Below are 17,638 nucleotides of genomic sequence, written 5' to 3' on the forward strand. Positions count from 1 at the left end.
CCCCAGGCGGGACTGACGTGCCTTACAGAACAGACCGCGCGGGATTACGACGCGTCTTGGTCTTCGGTGTAGCGTTTGGCTTTGTAAGCCGGGTGCATCAGGTTTTGCACCGAGAAGATGTCATCCAGCTCGGCTTCGGTCAGCAGACCGCGCTCCAGCACCACTTCACGCACGCTCTTGCCGGTTTCGGCGCAGATCTTGCCGACGATGTCGCCGTTGTGGTGACCGATGAACGGGTTCAGGTAAGTCACGATGCCGATGGAGTTAAACACGTAGGATTCACAGACGTCTTTATTGGCGGTGATGCCTTCGACGCATTTTTCCAGCAGGTTGTAGCAGGCGTTGGTCAGAATCTGGGTGGATTCAAACATCGCCTGGCCGATGACCGGCTCCATCACGTTCAACTGCAACTGACCGGCTTCGGCCGCCATGGTAACGCAGGTATCGTTGCCGATGACTTTGAAGCACACCTGATTAACCACCTCCGGCACCACCGGGTTGACCTTGGCGGGCATGATGGAGGAACCGGCCTGCAGTTCCGGCAGGTTGATTTCGTTCAGGCCGGCGCGCGGACCGGAAGAGAGCAGACGCAGGTCGTTACAGATCTTGGACAGTTTGACCGCCAGACGTTTCAGCGTGCTGTGCACCATCACGTAGGCGCCGCAGTCGGAGGTGGCTTCGATCAGGTCTTCCGCCGGTACGCACGGCAGTTTGCTCACTTCCGCCAGTTTCTGCACCGCCAGTGGCTGGTAGCCTTCCGGGGTGTTCAGACGGGTGCCGATAGCGGTGGCGCCCAGGTTCACTTCCAGCAGCAGTTCCGCGGTGCGCAGCAGGTTTTTGTTCTCTTCTTTCAGCAGCACGTTGAAAGCGTGGAACTCCTGGCCCAGCGACATCGGTACCGCATCCTGCAACTGGGTGCGACCCATTTTCAGGATGTTTTCGAATTCTTTCGCCTTCTGCTCAAAGCCATCGCCCAGTACGGTCACGGCTTCGACCAGTTTCAGAATGCAGTTGTACACCGCGATGCGGAAACCGGTGGGGTAGGCATCGTTGGTGGACTGGCATTTGTTGACGTGGTCATTGGGGTTCAGATACTGATATTCCCCTTTTTTATGGCCCATCAGTTCCAGACCGATGTTAGCCAGCACTTCGTTGGTGTTCATGTTGACGGACGTGCCCGCGCCGCCCTGGAACACGTCGACCGGAAACTGGTCCAGGCATTTGCCGTTGACCAGTACTTCATCGCAGGCTTTGATGATGGTGTCGGCAATCTTGCGCGGTATGGTCTGAAGTTCACGGTTAGCCATGGCCGCGGCTTTTTTGACCATTACCATGCCGCGTACGAATTCCGGGATGTCGCTGATTTTCTGGTTGCTGATATAGAAGTTTTCTATCGCGCGCAGCGTGTGGACGCCGTAATACGCATCAGCCGGAACTTCTCTGGTACCTAACAGATCTTCTTCAATGCGAATGTTATCTGACATGAGAGCCTTCTCTTACTTCTGTCGATTAGAATTTATAGGATGTATCGTCTTACCGTGGAGGACAGCAGCAGAATGTTTAACCACCATGCTCGCTGTTGTTGTTATGATATTCTGTTGTTATGCAGGATTTCCGTTGCCCCGATCACATATGGGCGGTCATCTCTCTCCTACTGTGTGAACTGTGATGAGGGTCATGACCGTGGCGCAGGAATAAACGGATACATCACCATCGTGGTTGAAAAACGGCGTTTGCACTACCATCTCCTGATTAGCGTCCGCCAGTATGGGTAAATGGCGTGTTCGAGTATAAAGTACTGTACCACGCCAACTGGTCGTATCTTCATACCTGTTCGTGATGACAGCATGAGGTAAGGAATATGACCGCGCGCTGTTAAGAGCCTATCCCAATAGGGCTATTTTACTTGCCATTTTGGACCTGGGCAGTGCTCGAAACCCTCACGTACTACGTGTACGCTCCGGGTTCTGCGTGCTGTCCGAGTCCAAACTGGCTGCGCCAATGACGCCGATTGGGATAGGCTCTGAGTCAATATTTCTATCAATGGGTTAAATATCAACCACAGGAGTTTCGGGTGCGCTGGTTACCGCTTTTGCTGATTTTTTTGTTCGTTTACATCGAAATCTCTATTTTTATTCGGGTGGCCGAAGTGCTGGGCGTGGCGCTCACCTTACTGCTGGTCGTGCTGACGTCCTGTATCGGGATCTCCATGGTGCGTAACCAGGGCGTGAAGAACATCATGCTGATGCAGCAGCGCCTGCAGGCGGGGGAAAGTCCGGCGGCCGAACTGGTTAAAAGCGTATCCTTGATACTGGCCGGTTTCCTGCTGGTGGTGCCGGGATTTTTCACCGACTTTCTCGGCTTGTTGCTGCTGCTGCCGCCAGTGCAGAAGCACCTGACGCTCAAGCTGATGCCGCACCTGCAAATCTGGCGCGGCCGTCCGGGTCCGGGCGGTCACGGCGGGCAGGGCAATGTGTTTGAAGGCGAGTTTCAGCGCAAAGACGAGCACGAGCGGCTGGACAAGTCCGATGACGACCGCCACGACGGCAATCCACCCAACGATTCCTCACCGCGCTGACCCCGGCCGGAAGGGGCGCGGAACGGCGCCGGGCGCAGGCCGGCGGAAAAATTTCACTTAACGCAAAAAAAATTTCTTTTTTCCCTTGAAGCGTCGTGAAACGTCCCCACTTAGTTCACCACAAGGCCGGATGCCAGAGTGCGTCCGGCGTTTAACCTAAACTGATATGGACTTTCTCAAAGGAGAGCTATCAATGAAAATTCGTCCATTGCATGACCGCGTGATCGTCAAGCGCAAAGAAGTCGAGTCAAAATCTGCTGGCGGCATTGTTCTGACCGGTTCTGCAGCGGGTAAATCCACCCGTGGTGAAGTCCTGGCTGTTGGCCATGGCCGTATCCTGGAAAACGGTGAAGTGAAACCGCTGGACGTGAAGGTTGGCGATATCGTCATTTTCAATGATGGCTATGGCGTGAAGACTGAGAAGATCGATAACGAAGAAGTGTTGATCATGTCTGAAAGCGACATTCTGGCGATTGTTGAAGCCTAATCTCACGTAATCATCTGAACGAAACGAATTCAAGGGAAACTACCAATGGCAGCTAAAGACGTAAAATTCGGTAATGACGCTCGGGTAAAAATGTTGCGTGGCGTTAATGTGCTGGCTGATGCAGTGAAAGTAACGCTGGGCCCGAAAGGCCGTAACGTGGTACTGGACAAATCCTTCGGCTCGCCGACCATCACCAAAGACGGCGTGTCCGTTGCACGTGAGATCGAACTGGAAGACAAGTTCGAGAACATGGGTGCCCAGATGGTGAAAGAAGTTGCCTCCAAAGCCAACGATGCGGCAGGCGACGGCACCACCACCGCGACCGTACTGGCTCAGGCTATCGTTAACGAAGGTCTGAAAGCCGTTGCCGCGGGCATGAACCCGATGGATCTGAAACGCGGTATCGACAAAGCCGTTATCGCCGCAGTAGAAGAGCTGAAGAAACTGTCTGTACCTTGCGCTGATACCAAAGCCATCGCTCAGGTAGGCACCATCTCCGCCAACTCCGACGAAACCGTGGGCAAGCTGATCGCTGAAGCCATGGAAAAAGTGGGTAAAGAAGGCGTGATCACCGTTGAAGAAGGTTCCGGTCTGCAGGACGAACTGGACGTGGTGGAAGGTATGCAGTTCGACCGCGGCTACCTGTCTCCGTACTTCATCAACAAGCCGGAAACCGGTTCTGTTGAACTGGAAAGCCCGTTCATTCTGCTGGCCGACAAGAAAATCTCCAACATCCGCGAAATGCTGCCGGTGCTGGAAGCCGTTGCCAAAGCAGGCAAACCGCTGCTGATCATCGCTGAAGACGTGGAAGGCGAAGCGCTGGCGACGCTGGTGGTCAACACCATGCGCGGCATCGTGAAAGTCGCTGCGGTGAAAGCGCCGGGCTTCGGCGACCGTCGTAAAGCCATGCTGCAGGACATCGCTACCCTGACTTCCGGTACCGTGATTTCCGAAGAAATCGGTCTGGAACTGGAAAAAGCCACCCTGGAAGATCTGGGTCAGGCTAAACGCGTGGTTATCAACAAAGATACCACCACCATCATCGATGGCGTGGGCGACGAAGCCGCGATTCAGGGCCGCGTGACCCAGATTCGTCAGCAGATCGAAGAAGCCACTTCCGACTACGATCGTGAAAAACTGCAGGAACGCGTAGCCAAACTGGCAGGCGGCGTTGCCGTTATCAAGGTTGGCGCAGCGACCGAAGTGGAAATGAAAGAGAAGAAAGCCCGCGTTGAAGACGCGCTGCACGCGACCCGTGCCGCCGTTGAAGAAGGCGTGGTTGCTGGTGGCGGCGTGGCGCTGGTGCGCGTAGCGGCATCCATCAGCGCACTGACTGGCGACAACGAAGACCAGAACGTGGGTATCAAAGTTGCGCTGCGCTCTATGGAAGCGCCGCTGCGTCAGATCGTGTCCAACGCCGGTGAAGAACCGTCAGTGGTTGCCAACAACGTGAAAGCGGGCGAAGGCAACTACGGTTACAACGCGGCGACCGAGCAGTACGGCAACATGATCGACATGGGTATCCTGGATCCGACCAAAGTAACCCGTTCTGCGCTGCAGTACGCGGCTTCCGTTGCCGGCCTGATGATCACCACCGAATGTATGGTGACCGAACTGCCGAAAGGCGACGCGCCTGACTTAGGCGCTGCTGGCGGCATGGGCGGTATGGGTGGTATGGGCGGCATGATGTAATCTGCCGCGCGACCGCAGCAATATTCTTGCTGTGGTGCCTGTCGCACTGTAAAAACTACCCGGCTTTGGCCGGGTAGTTTTTTTTAAGGGCTGCCGGTATGCAGGGTGAGCGCAGGAACGTACCTCATGTGTGATGAGGTTTGGCTACCCGCTAGTTTGCAACAGGGTGTGAGCCGGGCGGATAGATTGTGTAAAAATTACTCAAATCGTTAACAGGCGGTTCAGAGCCTGTTATCAGCGTACGATTCTTCGCTACACTGAGCATCTGCGCTACAATAAGCGCGTTTATACCTTTCATACTTCAAGTTGCAGGTGTGTTGGCTGCGTTCAAATCGGCTTACGCCAATTTGTCGTTCATCCCGGTCACTTACTTATGTAAGCTCTCGGGGATTCATTCGGTTGCCGCGTTACAAGGCGCTAATGAGCCTTGCCCTGAAGGGCCAACGCGTAGCGTTGTTCAACACGCCAGCGTGTTGTCCTGCAACTCGAATTATTTGGGGTAGATTTTATTTATTAAACACCGGGTGGAATGGGATACATGTCTGATAAGGCGTTGGCTAGCCTGCACTCGGTTGAGTGGTGCGCGCCTGAAGATTTACCCGCGTCAGTGGTGGACTGGTTGGTTTACCGCGATTCTATGACGCGTCGTCTGGAACGGCATTGCCTGCGGCTGACCGTGGAGGTTAGCGAAGAGCAGTTTGTGTCGTCGCTGGATATGGCTGGCGAATCGGCGCTGTTGCCGCTGAGTGAACGTTATTGGCTGCGTGAGGTGACGCTGCTGGGTGATGGCAAGCCCTGGTTATTCGGCCGCACGGTAATACCGGAGCAGACGCTGGAGGAGGCCGATATTGACCTGACGCAGATCGGTAACACGCCGCTGGGGCGTTATTTGTTTCTGCAGGGACCGCCGCCGCGCGATGTGATTCAGACCGGCCGAAGCGGGGCGCTGTGGGTGCGGCGTTCACGTTTGCTTTTGTCGGGCAATCCGTTGCTGATCACCGAGCTGTTTCTGCCGGATGCCCCCATTTATTTCCCCGACGCCCATCAGGGCTGAGTGCAGAAGGAGAATCAGGCGTTGGAAAGACTGTTAACGTCAGAACGCTGGGGCGCGTATTGTCGCCTGATGCGTATCGACAACCCGATTGGCACCCTGTTGTTGTTATGGCCGACACTGTGGGCATTGTGGCTGGCAGGGCGAGGAACGCCGGCACCCTGGACGCTGCTGGTGTTCGTGGCGGGCGTGTTCCTGATGCGTGCGGCAGGGTGTGTGATCAATGACTACGCCGACCGCCATTTCGACGGTCATGTTAAACGCACCGCCGCGCGTCCGTTGCCGGCTGGCTTGGTGAGCGAACAATCCGCCAAGGTACTGTTTGTCGTGCTGGTGTTACTGGCGTTCGGCCTGGTGCTGACCATGAATCCGTTGACCATCTGGTTATCGGTCGCCGCGCTGGCGCTGGCCTGGGTATACCCATTTATGAAGCGCGTCAGCCATCTGCCGCAACTGGTGCTGGGCGCGGCGTTTGGCTGGTCGATCCCGATGGCTTACGCCGCTGTCAGCGAATCATTGCCTGCCACCTGCTGGCTGATGTTTTTTGCCTATATCTGCTGGACCGTCGCTTACGACACCGAATACGCCATGGTGGATCGCGACGATGACCTCAAGATCGGGATAAAATCCACCGCCATTCTGTTTGGCAGTCACGACACCCTGATTATCGGCGTACTGCAACTGATGACGCTGGTGGCGATGCTGGCGCTGGGGCGGATGATGGGGCTGAGTCAGATTTTTTACTGGTCGGTGCTGGCGGCCGCCGCCTTGTTCGCTTATCAGCAGAAACTGATTGCCGGGCGTGAGCGCGATGACTGTTTTCGGGCGTTCAAAAACAATAACTACGTGGGGATGGTGCTGTTTTTCGGCATCCTGTTCGGTCTGTAACCGTTTCCCTGGTAATAAATGCAGCCCTGCGGAGTCGATCCGCAGGGCTGATTATCACTCGGTTTCTTCTTTTTCGACGATACTGGCGGCAGGTTCGCTATCGTCGCTTTCCTGCGCCAGACTGGCGCTTTCAATCGTCAACTTCACTTCTGGAGTCAGCAGCTCGCCCAGAATGGCGTAAATCGCCTGGACGTGTTCCAGCACCGCATCGCCGCTGTCACTGACATACCCTTCGTTACGCAACGTGTTGACCAGCGTTGAGAACACCGCCTTGTCGAAAAACTCCGGTGCGTTGATACCGTGCAACACCGAAAGACGCTGCGCCATGCTGCGGCTTTCTTTCTCCAGCGCGCCGCGGCTGATGGTCGGGTTGGCGTTCAGCAACGCCAGGGTAATAGCGTAACGCTGCAGCGTTTCGCGGACACCGGCGGCCAGCAATTGCAGCGCGCGGATACGCGCCGGGTTCAGTTCCAGCCCGCCGTCCTTATTCAGAATCAACTGCTGACGTGCCAGCTCGGACACCAGCGAATCCAGTACAGCGGACAGTTCGGACTTCTTGTAATGCAGGAACAATTCGGCCTGCAGCAGCGGATAAATCAGCGTTATCTGGCGCAGCAGTTCTTCGGTGGTGATCCGGCGATAATGCATTACGATGCTGGCAACCAGCGATGGCAACACCAGCATATGGTGAATGTTATTGCGATAGTACGTCATCAGCACCGCCTGCTCGCGCGGCAGGATAATAATGTCGCCGACGTTGTCCTTTTCCACCTCGAACTTGTCCATACCGAGCGCGTGTTCCAGCAACTCGGCGGCGGTTTTGTTCGGCACGGTGATATCGCTGCTGTAAGGAACGTTACGCAACAACTGCAGATAACACTCCAACTGCTCTTCCATCTGCTCGCGCGTCAGCGCCCGCTGGCGGGAAGCCAACAGCGCGGTGCAGCACAGGTTCATGGCGTTGGCCGCCGCCGCGTTGTTGATGCGCACCATGATGTCGTCGGCGATATCCTGTACGGTCGGCGTCAGCCAGGCCGGACGTTGCGGATCGATAGGATCGATGGCGTCGCGCCACTGCGGCACGCGGTTGTTGAGGTAGGTGGTCAGCGACAGCGGCTCGCCGATGTTAACGTACCCCTGGCCGAGATTACGCAGCTTGCGCAGCCCGCGCACCATCTGCAGGAAGCCTTCTTTTTCCTTGGTGGCGCCGCGCAGCTCTTTGGCGTAGGTGCCCACTTCCATCACGTGTTCGTAGCCGATGTAAATCGGCACCAGCGTGATCGGGCGGGTGCCGCCGCGCAGCATCGCCTGAATGGTCATCGCCAGCGTGCCGGTCTTCGGCTCCAGCAAACGGCCGGTGCGGGAACGGCCGCCTTCGACGAAGTACTCCACCGAATAACCGCGGGTAAACAACTCGCCCAGATACTCGCGGAACAGGGTCGAATAGAGCTTGTTGCCTTTGAAGGTCCGGCGGATGAAAAAGGCGCCAAGACGGCGGAAGATCGGACCGGCCGGCCAGAAGTTAAGGTTAATGCCCGCGGCGATGTGCGGCGGCACCAGCCCCTGATGGTAGAGCACGTAAGAGAGCAGCAGATAGTCCATATGGCTGCGGTGGCAGGGAACATAGACGATTTCATGCCCGTCCTGCGCCAACTGGCGTACCCGCTCGGCATTGTGCACGTTGATGCCCTGGTACAGACGGTTCCAGGTCCAGCCCAGCACCCGGTCGGATAGCCTAACGGCTTCATAGGAGAAGTCGGCGGCAATCTCTTCGAGCAGCGTGATGGCGTTCTGCTGTGCCTTGTCGTGGGAAATCTTCTTGACCCGCGCCTCATCATCAATCGCTTTGGCGATGGCGCGGGAAGACAACAGCTTGTTGAACAACTCCTGACGAACCGGTAAACGCGGGCCGACGGCCGCCAGTCGCAGACGGGAGAAGTGCATACGCGCCACGCGCGCCAGTTTGTGGGCGATGGTCTTGTCGGTGCCGTGCTCGGTCGCCATGTAACGCAGCGAAACGGGAACGGAGAAACGCACAAAGCTGTCGCGACCCAGCCACAGAACGGCGAAGAATTTCTCTATGCCGTTCAGCAACCGCAGATGCGGCGTGTCCTGATTCTGGCCTTCGCGGCCTGGGGAACGGCCGAACATGACCGACACCGGCACCATCTGTATGTCGAGTTCCGGATTATTGCGATGCAGATCCAGATAGTCGTGAAACAACTTTATCGACTGCTGTTTGGGCACGTAGTAACGGAACAGACGCGGGCCGTCGTTGACAAATACGTGGCTCGGCAAGGTTTTTCCGTCGATCTGCAACGGCTGCAACGGATCGGGCAGATTGAGCTCCAGACATTTGGTGCGCAGAGTCAGCAGATCCGCCTTGGAATTGTAGGGCAGCACATAGAAGATCGGCCGCGCCGGATCCAGACGTTGTTCGTTAACGGGATCCTGTGGGATAACCTTACTCTTTACCAAGAGTTTTAGTGGGAAATTCAGTAGTTTATAGTAGATTCTACGCCAACCTGACATAACAACCAGAAGCCTCTTGTTAGCAATGCGGGCCAAGGATACCAGAAACCCGGCAGGATATCTGTGGTGATGAGACCATGACGACGCGTTAAAATTGCGGCCAATGACAAATTAAAGGTGGAGTAAGCATGAACAAAACAACCGGAATAACCCGCATCATCAAGGCGGCGGGTTATTCGCTACAAGGGTTGAAACAGGCATGGCGGCACGAAGCGGCATTTCGCCAGGAGTCATTACTCACGCTTGCTGCGATTATTATTGCCTGCTGGCTGCCGGTTTCAATGGTGGAACGGCTGTTGTTGATCGGTTCCGTGGTGCTGATCGTGCTGTTTGAGCTGGTCAATAGCGCTATTGAAGCGGTGGTGGATCGGGTCGGCACGGATTACCACGAATTGTCCGGCCGGGCGAAGGACATCGGTTCGGCGGCGGTATTTGTCGCCTGTTTGCTGGCGACCGGAGTATGGGGGGCGATACTGTGGAATCGTTTTGCGTGACGCTTTGCATAATCGCAGAAAAATCCGCGCAATAGCGATATCGCGGTTCCCATCGGCACTTTCCCTGTATATACTCACAGCGAAACTGTATAAACAACCAGGGGGCGGAATGAAAGCGCTAACTACCAGACAACAGCAGGTTTATGATCTGATTCGCGATCATATTTCACAAACCGGTATGCCGCCCACCCGGGCCGAAATCGCCAGTCAGCTTGGCTTCCGTTCGCCGAATGCGGCTGAGGAACATCTCAAGGCGCTGGCGCGTAAAGGCGTTATTGAGATCGTCACCGGCGCTTCCCGCGGTATTCGCCTGCTGATGGAAGAAGAAGATCAGGGATTGCCGTTGATCGGTCGCGTCGCCGCCGGTGAACCGTTGCTGGCGCAACAGCACATCGAATGCCACTATCAGGTCGACCCGGCGATGTTCAAGCCCAGCGCCGATTTCCTGTTGCGGGTTAGCGGGATGTCGATGAAAGATATCGGTATTCTGGACGGCGACCTGCTGGCGGTGCATAAAACGCAGGATGTGCGCAACGGCCAGGTAGTGGTCGCGCGCATTGAAGATGAAGTGACGGTCAAGCGACTGAAAAAGCAGGGCAATGTTGTGCAACTGCTGGCGGAAAACAAAGAGTTCGCTCCAATCGTTGTCGATCTGCGTGAGCAAAATTTCTCGATTGAAGGATTGGCGGTTGGTGTGATCCGCAACAGCGACTGGAGCTAACGCCCCTGCTTTAGTCCGCCTTTGAAGGATGGATGCTGCCGCCCATGCAGGTGTTCAGCTTGTCTGGATGAACGCCTGTACTGCCCGGTACTTTGACCGGGCTGAACGTGATGTATGAATTCAGGGACGCGTGGTGTATTCAGGAAGAATCACTTTATTCAGAACGAATAACTGTCTTTAGAACGAATAGCTGTTTTCAGAAAGAATAGCTGCCTTCAGAACGAATAATGTATTCATAAAGAATCATGTATTTAGAAAGAGTAGTGTGAAGCAATGCTTCACACTTAGCGTTTCTTCACCATGATGCTGTGATCATGATTACAGCTGTCCCGATGTTCGCAGGACTCCACCTTCTGGCATTCGCCACACAAGCCGTGGGCTTCCACCACACTGTGACGCAGAGCGAAGCCAGCCTGTTTCGCCAACTGGTGCAGCGTTTCCTCAACGCCTTCCGTCTGACGTTCCGTCACCTGCCCGCAGCGGTCGCAGATAAACAATGCCGAAGTATGGCTATGTTCTTCGAAATGATGGCACAGCACATAGCTGTTGGTGGACTCCACCTTGTGGATAAAACCTTGTTCCAGCAGGAAATCCAGCGCGCGATAAACGGTGGGAGGCTTGGCCTGAGGCTCGGAAACGCGAAGCAAATCCAGCAGATCATACGCGCTGATCGCACCGGGTTGCTGGGCCATCAAGCGCAACACTTCCTGACGCTGTGGCGTCAGACGCACATTGCGTTGCTGGCAAAGCTGTTCAGCCTGGGCAACAAGTTTGTCCGGATTGGTTGAATCCATTGCAGTAACCCTGAAGCGAGTGTGAAATCATGGCGGCATCTTACCATGACTGAATAAAAACGCCGAGATGGCTGCCGCAAGGTTGCGCTGGGCCATCTCTCGTCACACTGCATAACTGGCGATTCATTTTCTTCATAGCGGAATCCCTGCCGTGTACCGGCCTGATTCGCGGCGCCGGCACCGCCCTGAAACCTGGTGGTCAGGGCGGAAGGCAACATGCGTGGCGGGGCTTTGTACGAGCACGGATCAGGCTTAGACCACCAGATCGATCAGCAATGCTCGTGTGGCGGTTTCCGCCCGGATGATAAGGCTGTTTTCCTGCTGAACAAACGCGCCGTCGCCGCAGCGCAATACGTTGGGAATCGCAGCGCTATTGCCGTTGATGCTGATCGTGCCGTGAATCGATTGCAGATAGGCGCGGTTGCCGTTTAGCGTCAGGTTGTGCTGCTCGCCGGCCGCCAGATTCAGATGGTGGATCCACACCTGTTGACGCAAATGAAAGGCGCTGGCCGACTCATCCGGCGATGCCAGCAACTGGTAAGGTTGGTCTTTCAGCGCTAACCGCTGCAAACACCGGTTTTCCCGCGTTGGGCAGGCGTCCAGCCACAGTTGCAGCCGGGTCAGCGGCGTGTCGTCGCCGATATTGTGTTCGCTGTAACTGACGTTAGGCTGGGCGGCCAGCAGCAAGGCTTCGCCCGCTTTGGCGCGGGTATGATTACCGTTGCTGTCGCGGTATTCCGCCTCGCCCTGCAACAGGATGTTCAGAATGTCGACGCGCGGATAGGTTCGTGGCTGAAAAGAGGCACCCGGGGCCAGCACTTCCTGATTGAGCACCCGCAGCGAGGCGAAACCCAGTAGATCAGGATCAAAGTAATGACCGAAAGAAAAGGTGTAACGTGCCTGCAACCAGCCATAGTCAGCCTGGCCGCATTGTTCTGCTGCTCTGCTAATGATCATGGTATTCGACCCTGAGAATTATTGATAAAGCGATAGTAATTGTCTGGACGATGGATTGTTAGCCAGTTAATCTGGTCGGTACGTTCAAAAATCCTGAATGAGTGAAGAAATGGCAAAAGAACGGGCATTAACACTAGAAGCTTTAAGGGTCATGGACGCCATCGATCGCCGGGGAAGTTTTGCTGCCGCTGCAGATGAACTGGGGCGAGTCCCGTCCGCTCTGAGTTATACCATGCAGAAACTGGAGGATGAACTGGATGTGGTGCTGTTCGACCGCTCAGGCCATCGCACCAAATTCACTAATGTCGGACGGATGCTGCTGGAGCGGGGACGAATTCTGCTGGAAGCCGCCGACAAACTAACCACGGATGCCGAAGCGCTGGCGCGAGGATGGGAAACCCACCTGACCATCGTGGTGGAAGCGCTGGTGCCGACCGAGCACTTTTTTCCGCTGTTGGACAAGCTATCGCTAAAGGCCAATACCCAAGTGTCATTATTGACCGAAGTGCTGGCTGGGGCGTGGGAACGGCTGGAGCAGGGGCGAGCGGATATCGTTGTCGCGCCGGACATGCACTTTCGTTCGTCTTCAGAGATCAACACCCGCAAACTCTATTTGATGAAAAACGTGTATGTGGCCAGCCCGGACCACCCGATTCACGATGAGCCCGAACCGTTATCGGAAGTGACTCGTGTCAAATACCGGGGTATTGCTATCGCTGATACCGCTCGCGAGCGTCCGGTGTTGACGGTGCAACTGCTGGATAAACAGCCGCGCCTGACCGTGAGTTCGATGGATGACAAGCGCCGGGCGTTGCTGGCCGGGTTGGGGGTGGCGACCATGCCGTATGAGCGGGTGGCGCAGGATATCGCCGAAGGCCGTCTGCGAGTGGTAAGTCCGGAAGATTCCATGGAAGCTCAAATTATCATGGCATGGCGGCGCGACAGTATGGGCGAAGCCAAGGCGTGGTTTTTACGGGAAATTCCGCGCATATTCAACGCGTTTTGATGGCGGCATGAAGGCAAAATACAACGCCGCCGGTTGGCTGAAATCAACCGGCGGCGTTGTTGTGTCTGGAGCGTGTCGGTAAATCGTACGCGTTGTTCACCAGAGATTACGGGTAGCGTTTATCACGGCCGTGCGGCGTATTCAGGTCCATCTCCGGCCCTACGGAGATGATGCCGTGAGGGTTGATGGTGCCATGACTACGATAGTAGTGGTGGCGGATATGCGCCATGTCCACGGTGTCGGCTACGCCGTGCAACTGATAGATCTCACGCAGATAACCATACAGGTTCGGGTAATCGCTTATCCGGCGTTTGTCGCATTTGAAATGGGTGTGATAGACCGGATCAAAACGGATCAACGTCGTCCACAAACGAATGTCTGCTTCAGTGAGACGATCGCCGGCCAGATAACGTTGTCGGGTGAGGATGGTTTCCAGTTTGTCCAGGGCGGTAAATACCAGCCCGACGGATTCGTCGTAAGCGGTTTGCGTTGTGGCAAAGCCGGCTTTGTACACGCCGTTGTTAACCTGGTGGTAAATCCACTCGTTCAGCTCGTCGATTTGCCCTCGCAGCGCCAGCGGATAGTAATCACCGGGTATGGCGCCGCAACCGTCGAACGCGCTGTTGAGCATACGGATGATATCCGCGGATTCATTGCTGACGATGGTGTGCTGCTGAGTGTCCCACAGCACGGGAACGGTGACGCGCCCGCTGTAGTCGGCTTTGGCGTGCAGATAAAGCTGATAGAGAAATTCGTGCTGATAAAGTGTGTCGCCGGTGGCCTGTGGAAAATCGGTGTCGAAGGTCCAGCCGTGGTCCAGCATCAGCGGGTGCACCACCGAGACATCGATGTGTTGTTCCAGACCTTTGAGTTTTCGCAGTAACAACGTGCGATGAGCCCAGGGGCAGGCCAGCGATACGTACAGATGGTAGCGACCGGCTTCTGCTTTGAAACCGCCGGTGCCCGTCGGGCCGGCTTCGCCGTCGGCGGTGACCCAGTTGCGGAAAAATGTCTGCGGCCGCTTGAAATGTCCGCCGGATGACTGGGTTTCATACCAGGTGTCGTGCCATACGCCGTCAACCAATAATCCCATAGCCGGATCCTCCAGGAATAATGACAATGGCGGTCACAGCATGCTGTCGACCGCCATCAAATGATAGTCAGGCTGTGTTGCTCAACTGATTATTCAGACTGCCATTACCATTTTTTGTTCAGCAGACGGTCGATGCTGAATGCGCCCGGACCGGTGACGAACAGCAGTACATAGCCGCCGGCGATAGACAGGTTTTTCATGAACATCAACTGGTTGGCGCCCTGAGCGAAATCAGTATGGAAAATGAATGCGGTCAGCAGCGTGAAAATTGCGGTGGCGATTGCAGCGGTGCGGGTCAGGAAGCCAAACAGAACCGCCAGACCGCCGCCCAGTTCCAGCAGAATGGTCAATGGCAGCAGTGCGCCCGGAACGCCCATCGCCTGCATATACTGTTGGGTTGCGGCGTAAGATGCGCCCAGTTTGCCGTAACCGGCAACGATAAACAGGATTGGCAGCAGAATACGGGCAACCATCAGCAATGCATTCTCAAAATTTTTCATCGATATTCTCCAGTAGTGTGTTTGCTGCCGGAGCAAAATCGACAAGGGCGCATCCGGCGTGGCTTGTTTAGAACGTTTGTTTAACAGATGGGAAGAATACTAGAGGCGAAAGCGGGCCGGTGCCAGCGAGTAAAATTGTTGTTTTATGTCAGAAAAATTGACCATGCCGGCGACCGATGAACGAAAAAACCGGGAAACGGTATGTATGCCGACCCCGGTGATGATAAAACGTGACGAGGATACATGGTGAACGAACCGTGCGGCGAAAAGATGGAAAACCGGGCTTCACCGCCGTGGCGGTGATTGCACTACGGAGCGTATCAGCTTTAATGCGCTCCAGATGCCGGCGGCCTTGCGTGCCAGGTTCATCAGCCGCCGCGGGTGGCGTATCCCCAGTATGGCGACGATCGGCGGGATCACGACCAGATAGCGGCGTATCCGCGCCAATTTCTGCCAGTAGTCGTCGCAGGGTGCGGTGATTTCCAGCCAACGGTTTTTGTTCGCCGCCAGATCCAGCCGTTGTTGTTGGATCTGACGTAGCAGTTGCTGTTTTTCGGCGGCCAGACGCTGCTGACGATTCATTTTGACTCATCCTCCAGCAGCGAACGATCCGTCGCCAGCTCTTTGCGTGTGTCCCGCAATAGCGTGGAACGGCGCAGGCGTTTTAGCGTCCAGAGCGCGCCGAACAACGCCAGTCCAAACAGGGCGGCGGTGATCCAGCACAATGCCGTCAGGCGCAAGGCCGGATCAATGCTCCAGATAATCAGCACAATCAGGCTCATCAGGCCAAACGCCGTGAACAGCAGGGTCAACCCCACCATCAGCAACAACTGAATCAGCAGGTTTTTTTCCTGCTCCAGTTCCACCACCGCCAGTCTGAGGCGTGTTTCCGCCATACCGACCAGAATGGCGAGAATCCGCTGTACGGTGGAAACGGCGGTGCTGCCGGGGCCCTGGCGTTGCGGTTCTGTCTCCATAAGTTAACGGCGAGCCAGCAACAGACCCAGCACCACGCCGACGGCGGCGCCGATGCCAACCCCGGTCCAGGGATTTTTATGTACGAAATCATCGGCGCACTGGGTCGCTTCGCGGGCTTGCGCCGTAATCCGTTCGCCGGTGTCATTCAGACGTTCGCGTGACTCTTTGAGGACGGTTTCAGCCTTATCGCGCAGTTTGTCCAGTTCGGCTTTGGACTTATCGCTGGAGGAGCGTAACACCTCTTCCAGTGTGTCTCCCAGAGAACGCAGCTCTGCTCGCAACTGTTCGGTATTGGATTCTTGTGCCATGTGAACACTCCTTTATTTGATGAATCATAGTGTTAACCACTTTCAGTGTTAACTATAGTGCAGATTTTCATCTTTGCTGAAGGAATGACTACGGATAATTCTGATAACCCGCTGTAAAACTGGCGAAATTAGTTCGAAAAGAAGGGAATGACATAACAGGCGGCGAAAAAACGGAACACGGTTCGTGTCCGCAGGGGATCAGCTTCTGATAACCGGCGAAGCGCCGTTGATGCGTTGGGCGATGACAAGGGCGTGCGGCAACGCGGTGCTCAGTATTTCTCTGGCCGCGCCGCTTTGCTCCGGCGAAGACAGCCGCACGATGATGCTGTCGTTTTCCGGGGTAATGCTCTTGATGGCGATACCCCGTTCGTTAAGCCGCTGGTAAATATAGAAGCCATCCGGCAAAGGCGCGCCCTGATGCAGCGGGGTAATGTGCAGCATCACCTCGTCCGGCAGACGCCGTGACGACATGGAGAGCAGCACGACCAGCGGCAACAGCAGCAGCAACAGACGCCAGGCGGAGGGCTTTCTGAACCTGCGGTTGGTCATCAATCAATTCCTTTTTTCACGTGCCATCATGCGTTTTTTACGCCACAGCACCAGCAGCGACCCTGCCAGCCCGATAAACAGCAAAACCAGCGGCAGCATCATCAGGCAGAACATCAGCTGGTCTTCGTATTTGCGGAATACCGGGGTTTTGCCCAGCGCGAAACCGAGAGAAACCAGAATGATGACCCACAAAAAACCACTCATCCAGTTGAAGAACTGGAAACGGGTGTTATTCAGCCCGGACAGCCCGGCAATGGTCGGCAGCAAGGTTCGGATGAAGGCCAGGAAACGGCCGATCAACAGCGCCGATAACCCATGACGGTGGAACAACTGATGCGCCCGCTGGTGATAGTGTGATGGAAGATGCGACAACCATCCTTGAACGACTCGCGTATTTCCGAGCCATTTTCCCTGCAGATAACTGACCCAGCAGCCAAGACTGGCGGCGGTGGTTAACAGCGCGATGGTGAACGGGTAATTCATGGTGCCTTTGGCTACCAGCACCCCCACCAGAATCAGCAGGCTGTCGCCCGGCAGGAAAGCTGCCGGCAGCAGGCCGTTTTCCAGGAACAAAATCAAAAACAGCAGCAGGTAAATCGTCCAGACCAGTTTGGGATTGGCCAGGACTTCGAAATTCTGGTGCCAGAGAGCATGCAAAAGTTCTTTAACTATATCCATCTGGTGTTCCTGTACTGCGGCGTTGGAGAAACCACGCTGAGAACCTGTGACCCGTCAGCGCTGCCGCCGTTGGCATAGTCCGATGTTCGGAACCATGAACGGGCGCGCTGATGAGCCGGGTACGCAGAGCGGTCATTGCTGTACATCGGGTGGCGTGCTCCTTCACGAGCCTGCACATATACCCTTCATACTTCAAGTGGCTGCCTTCGATCACTCCAGTCGCTTACCGGGCTCCTGGGGAGTCACTCGCTTGCCGCGTTACAAGACTCGTAATGAGCCCTATCCTGAAGGACCAAACGCGTTGCCTTGTTCAACACGCGAGCGTTTCGTCC

General features: G+C 55.7%; 19 protein-coding genes. 8 read left to right on the forward strand and 11 right to left on the reverse strand.

What is annotated here, in order from left to right:
• Window positions 1-44 precede the first annotated feature (44 nt).
• Window positions 45-1,484 (reverse strand): aspartate ammonia-lyase, encoded by a 1,440-nt coding sequence (aspA, locus tag CPA59_RS02825; protein ID WP_038917763.1) that lies wholly within the window; start codon window positions 1,482-1,484, stop codon window positions 45-47.
• 590 nt (window positions 1,485-2,074) lie between these two features.
• Here aspA and CPA59_RS02835 point away from each other — a divergent pair.
• The 5 genes from CPA59_RS02835 (at window position 2,075) to ubiA (ending at window position 6,696) form a co-directional block, all read left to right on the forward strand.
• Complete coding sequence (locus tag CPA59_RS02835; protein WP_038662588.1) at window positions 2,075-2,578, forward strand: FxsA family protein; 504 nt, start codon at window positions 2,075-2,077, stop codon at window positions 2,576-2,578.
• Window positions 2,579-2,771: 193 nt separating this feature from the next.
• Entirely contained in the window at window positions 2,772-3,065 is a 294-nt protein-coding gene (locus CPA59_RS02840; protein WP_013316258.1) for a co-chaperone GroES, read from the forward strand.
• A gap of 45 nt (window positions 3,066-3,110) precedes the next feature.
• The gene (gene groL / locus CPA59_RS02845; RefSeq protein ID WP_033570628.1) at window positions 3,111-4,757 is read left to right on the forward strand and encodes a chaperonin GroEL; all 1,647 of its coding nucleotides are present in this window, start codon (window positions 3,111-3,113) and stop codon (window positions 4,755-4,757) included.
• 538 nt (window positions 4,758-5,295) lie between these two features.
• On the forward strand, window positions 5,296-5,811 hold the full coding sequence (gene ubiC / locus CPA59_RS02850) for a chorismate lyase (protein ID WP_038917764.1): 516 nt from the start codon (window positions 5,296-5,298) through the stop codon (window positions 5,809-5,811).
• A 21-nt stretch (window positions 5,812-5,832) separates the two neighbouring features.
• Window positions 5,833-6,696, forward strand: coding sequence for a 4-hydroxybenzoate octaprenyltransferase (gene ubiA / locus CPA59_RS02855; RefSeq protein WP_038662580.1), 864 nt, complete (start codon window positions 5,833-5,835; stop codon window positions 6,694-6,696).
• Between the two features lie 54 nt (window positions 6,697-6,750).
• On the opposite strand, the gene plsB is transcribed toward ubiA, so the two are convergent.
• Window positions 6,751-9,228, reverse strand: a complete 2,478-nt coding sequence (gene plsB / locus CPA59_RS02860; protein ID WP_038917765.1) for a glycerol-3-phosphate 1-O-acyltransferase PlsB — start codon at window positions 9,226-9,228, stop codon at window positions 6,751-6,753.
• Window positions 9,229-9,356: 128 nt separating this feature from the next.
• On the opposite strand from plsB, the gene CPA59_RS02865 reads away from it, so the two are divergent.
• On the forward strand, window positions 9,357-9,722 hold the full coding sequence (locus CPA59_RS02865; protein WP_107758668.1) for a diacylglycerol kinase: 366 nt from the start codon (window positions 9,357-9,359) through the stop codon (window positions 9,720-9,722).
• A gap of 109 nt (window positions 9,723-9,831) precedes the next feature.
• Entirely contained in the window at window positions 9,832-10,443 is a 612-nt protein-coding gene (gene lexA, locus CPA59_RS02870; protein ID WP_022632067.1) for a transcriptional repressor LexA, read from the forward strand.
• Between the two features lie 284 nt (window positions 10,444-10,727).
• On the opposite strand, the gene zur is transcribed toward lexA, so the two are convergent.
• Together zur and CPA59_RS02880 are read right to left on the reverse strand one after the other, a co-directional pair.
• A complete protein-coding gene (gene zur, locus CPA59_RS02875) occupies window positions 10,728-11,237 on the reverse strand; it encodes a zinc uptake transcriptional repressor Zur (protein WP_033570633.1) in 510 nt (169 codons plus the stop codon).
• A 252-nt stretch (window positions 11,238-11,489) separates the two neighbouring features.
• Window positions 11,490-12,194 carry a pirin family protein gene (locus CPA59_RS02880; RefSeq protein WP_038917766.1) on the reverse strand — a complete coding sequence of 235 codons (705 nt, stop codon included), beginning with the start codon at window positions 12,192-12,194 and terminating at the stop codon, window positions 11,490-11,492.
• 109 nt (window positions 12,195-12,303) lie between these two features.
• Here CPA59_RS02880 and CPA59_RS02885 point away from each other — a divergent pair, with 109 nt between their 5' ends.
• The gene (locus tag CPA59_RS02885; protein ID WP_038917767.1) at window positions 12,304-13,200 is read left to right on the forward strand and encodes a LysR family transcriptional regulator; all 897 of its coding nucleotides are present in this window, start codon (window positions 12,304-12,306) and stop codon (window positions 13,198-13,200) included.
• 106 nt (window positions 13,201-13,306) lie between these two features.
• On the opposite strand, the gene CPA59_RS02890 is transcribed toward CPA59_RS02885, so the two are convergent.
• From CPA59_RS02890 to CPA59_RS02920, 7 genes are all read right to left on the reverse strand, one after another.
• Window positions 13,307-14,293 (reverse strand): glutathione S-transferase family protein, encoded by a 987-nt coding sequence (locus CPA59_RS02890; protein WP_107758669.1) that lies wholly within the window; start codon window positions 14,291-14,293, stop codon window positions 13,307-13,309.
• A gap of 104 nt (window positions 14,294-14,397) precedes the next feature.
• On the reverse strand, window positions 14,398-14,793 hold the full coding sequence (locus CPA59_RS02895; RefSeq protein ID WP_038662558.1) for a DoxX family protein: 396 nt from the start codon (window positions 14,791-14,793) through the stop codon (window positions 14,398-14,400).
• Between the two features lie 285 nt (window positions 14,794-15,078).
• A complete protein-coding gene (locus CPA59_RS02900) occupies window positions 15,079-15,375 on the reverse strand; it encodes a YqjK-like family protein (RefSeq protein WP_049854606.1) in 297 nt (98 codons plus the stop codon).
• Entirely contained in the window at window positions 15,372-15,770 is a 399-nt protein-coding gene (locus CPA59_RS02905) for a phage holin family protein (protein ID WP_038662552.1), read from the reverse strand. The genes CPA59_RS02900 and CPA59_RS02905 overlap by 4 nt, the downstream gene beginning before the upstream one ends.
• Before the next feature lie 3 nt (window positions 15,771-15,773).
• Window positions 15,774-16,079, reverse strand: coding sequence for a YqjD family protein (locus tag CPA59_RS02910; protein ID WP_038917771.1), 306 nt, complete (start codon window positions 16,077-16,079; stop codon window positions 15,774-15,776).
• Between the two features lie 198 nt (window positions 16,080-16,277).
• A complete protein-coding gene (gene mzrA / locus CPA59_RS02915; RefSeq protein WP_038917772.1) occupies window positions 16,278-16,628 on the reverse strand; it encodes an EnvZ/OmpR regulon moderator MzrA in 351 nt (116 codons plus the stop codon).
• 3 nt (window positions 16,629-16,631) lie between these two features.
• A complete protein-coding gene (locus tag CPA59_RS02920; RefSeq protein WP_038917773.1) occupies window positions 16,632-17,306 on the reverse strand; it encodes a DedA family protein in 675 nt (224 codons plus the stop codon).
• Window positions 17,307-17,638: the final 332 nt, after the last annotated feature.

It is taken from the genome of Dickeya sp. Secpp 1600 (assembly GCF_003049805.1).
Lineage (GTDB): Bacteria > Pseudomonadota > Gammaproteobacteria > Enterobacterales > Enterobacteriaceae > Dickeya > Dickeya fangzhongdai.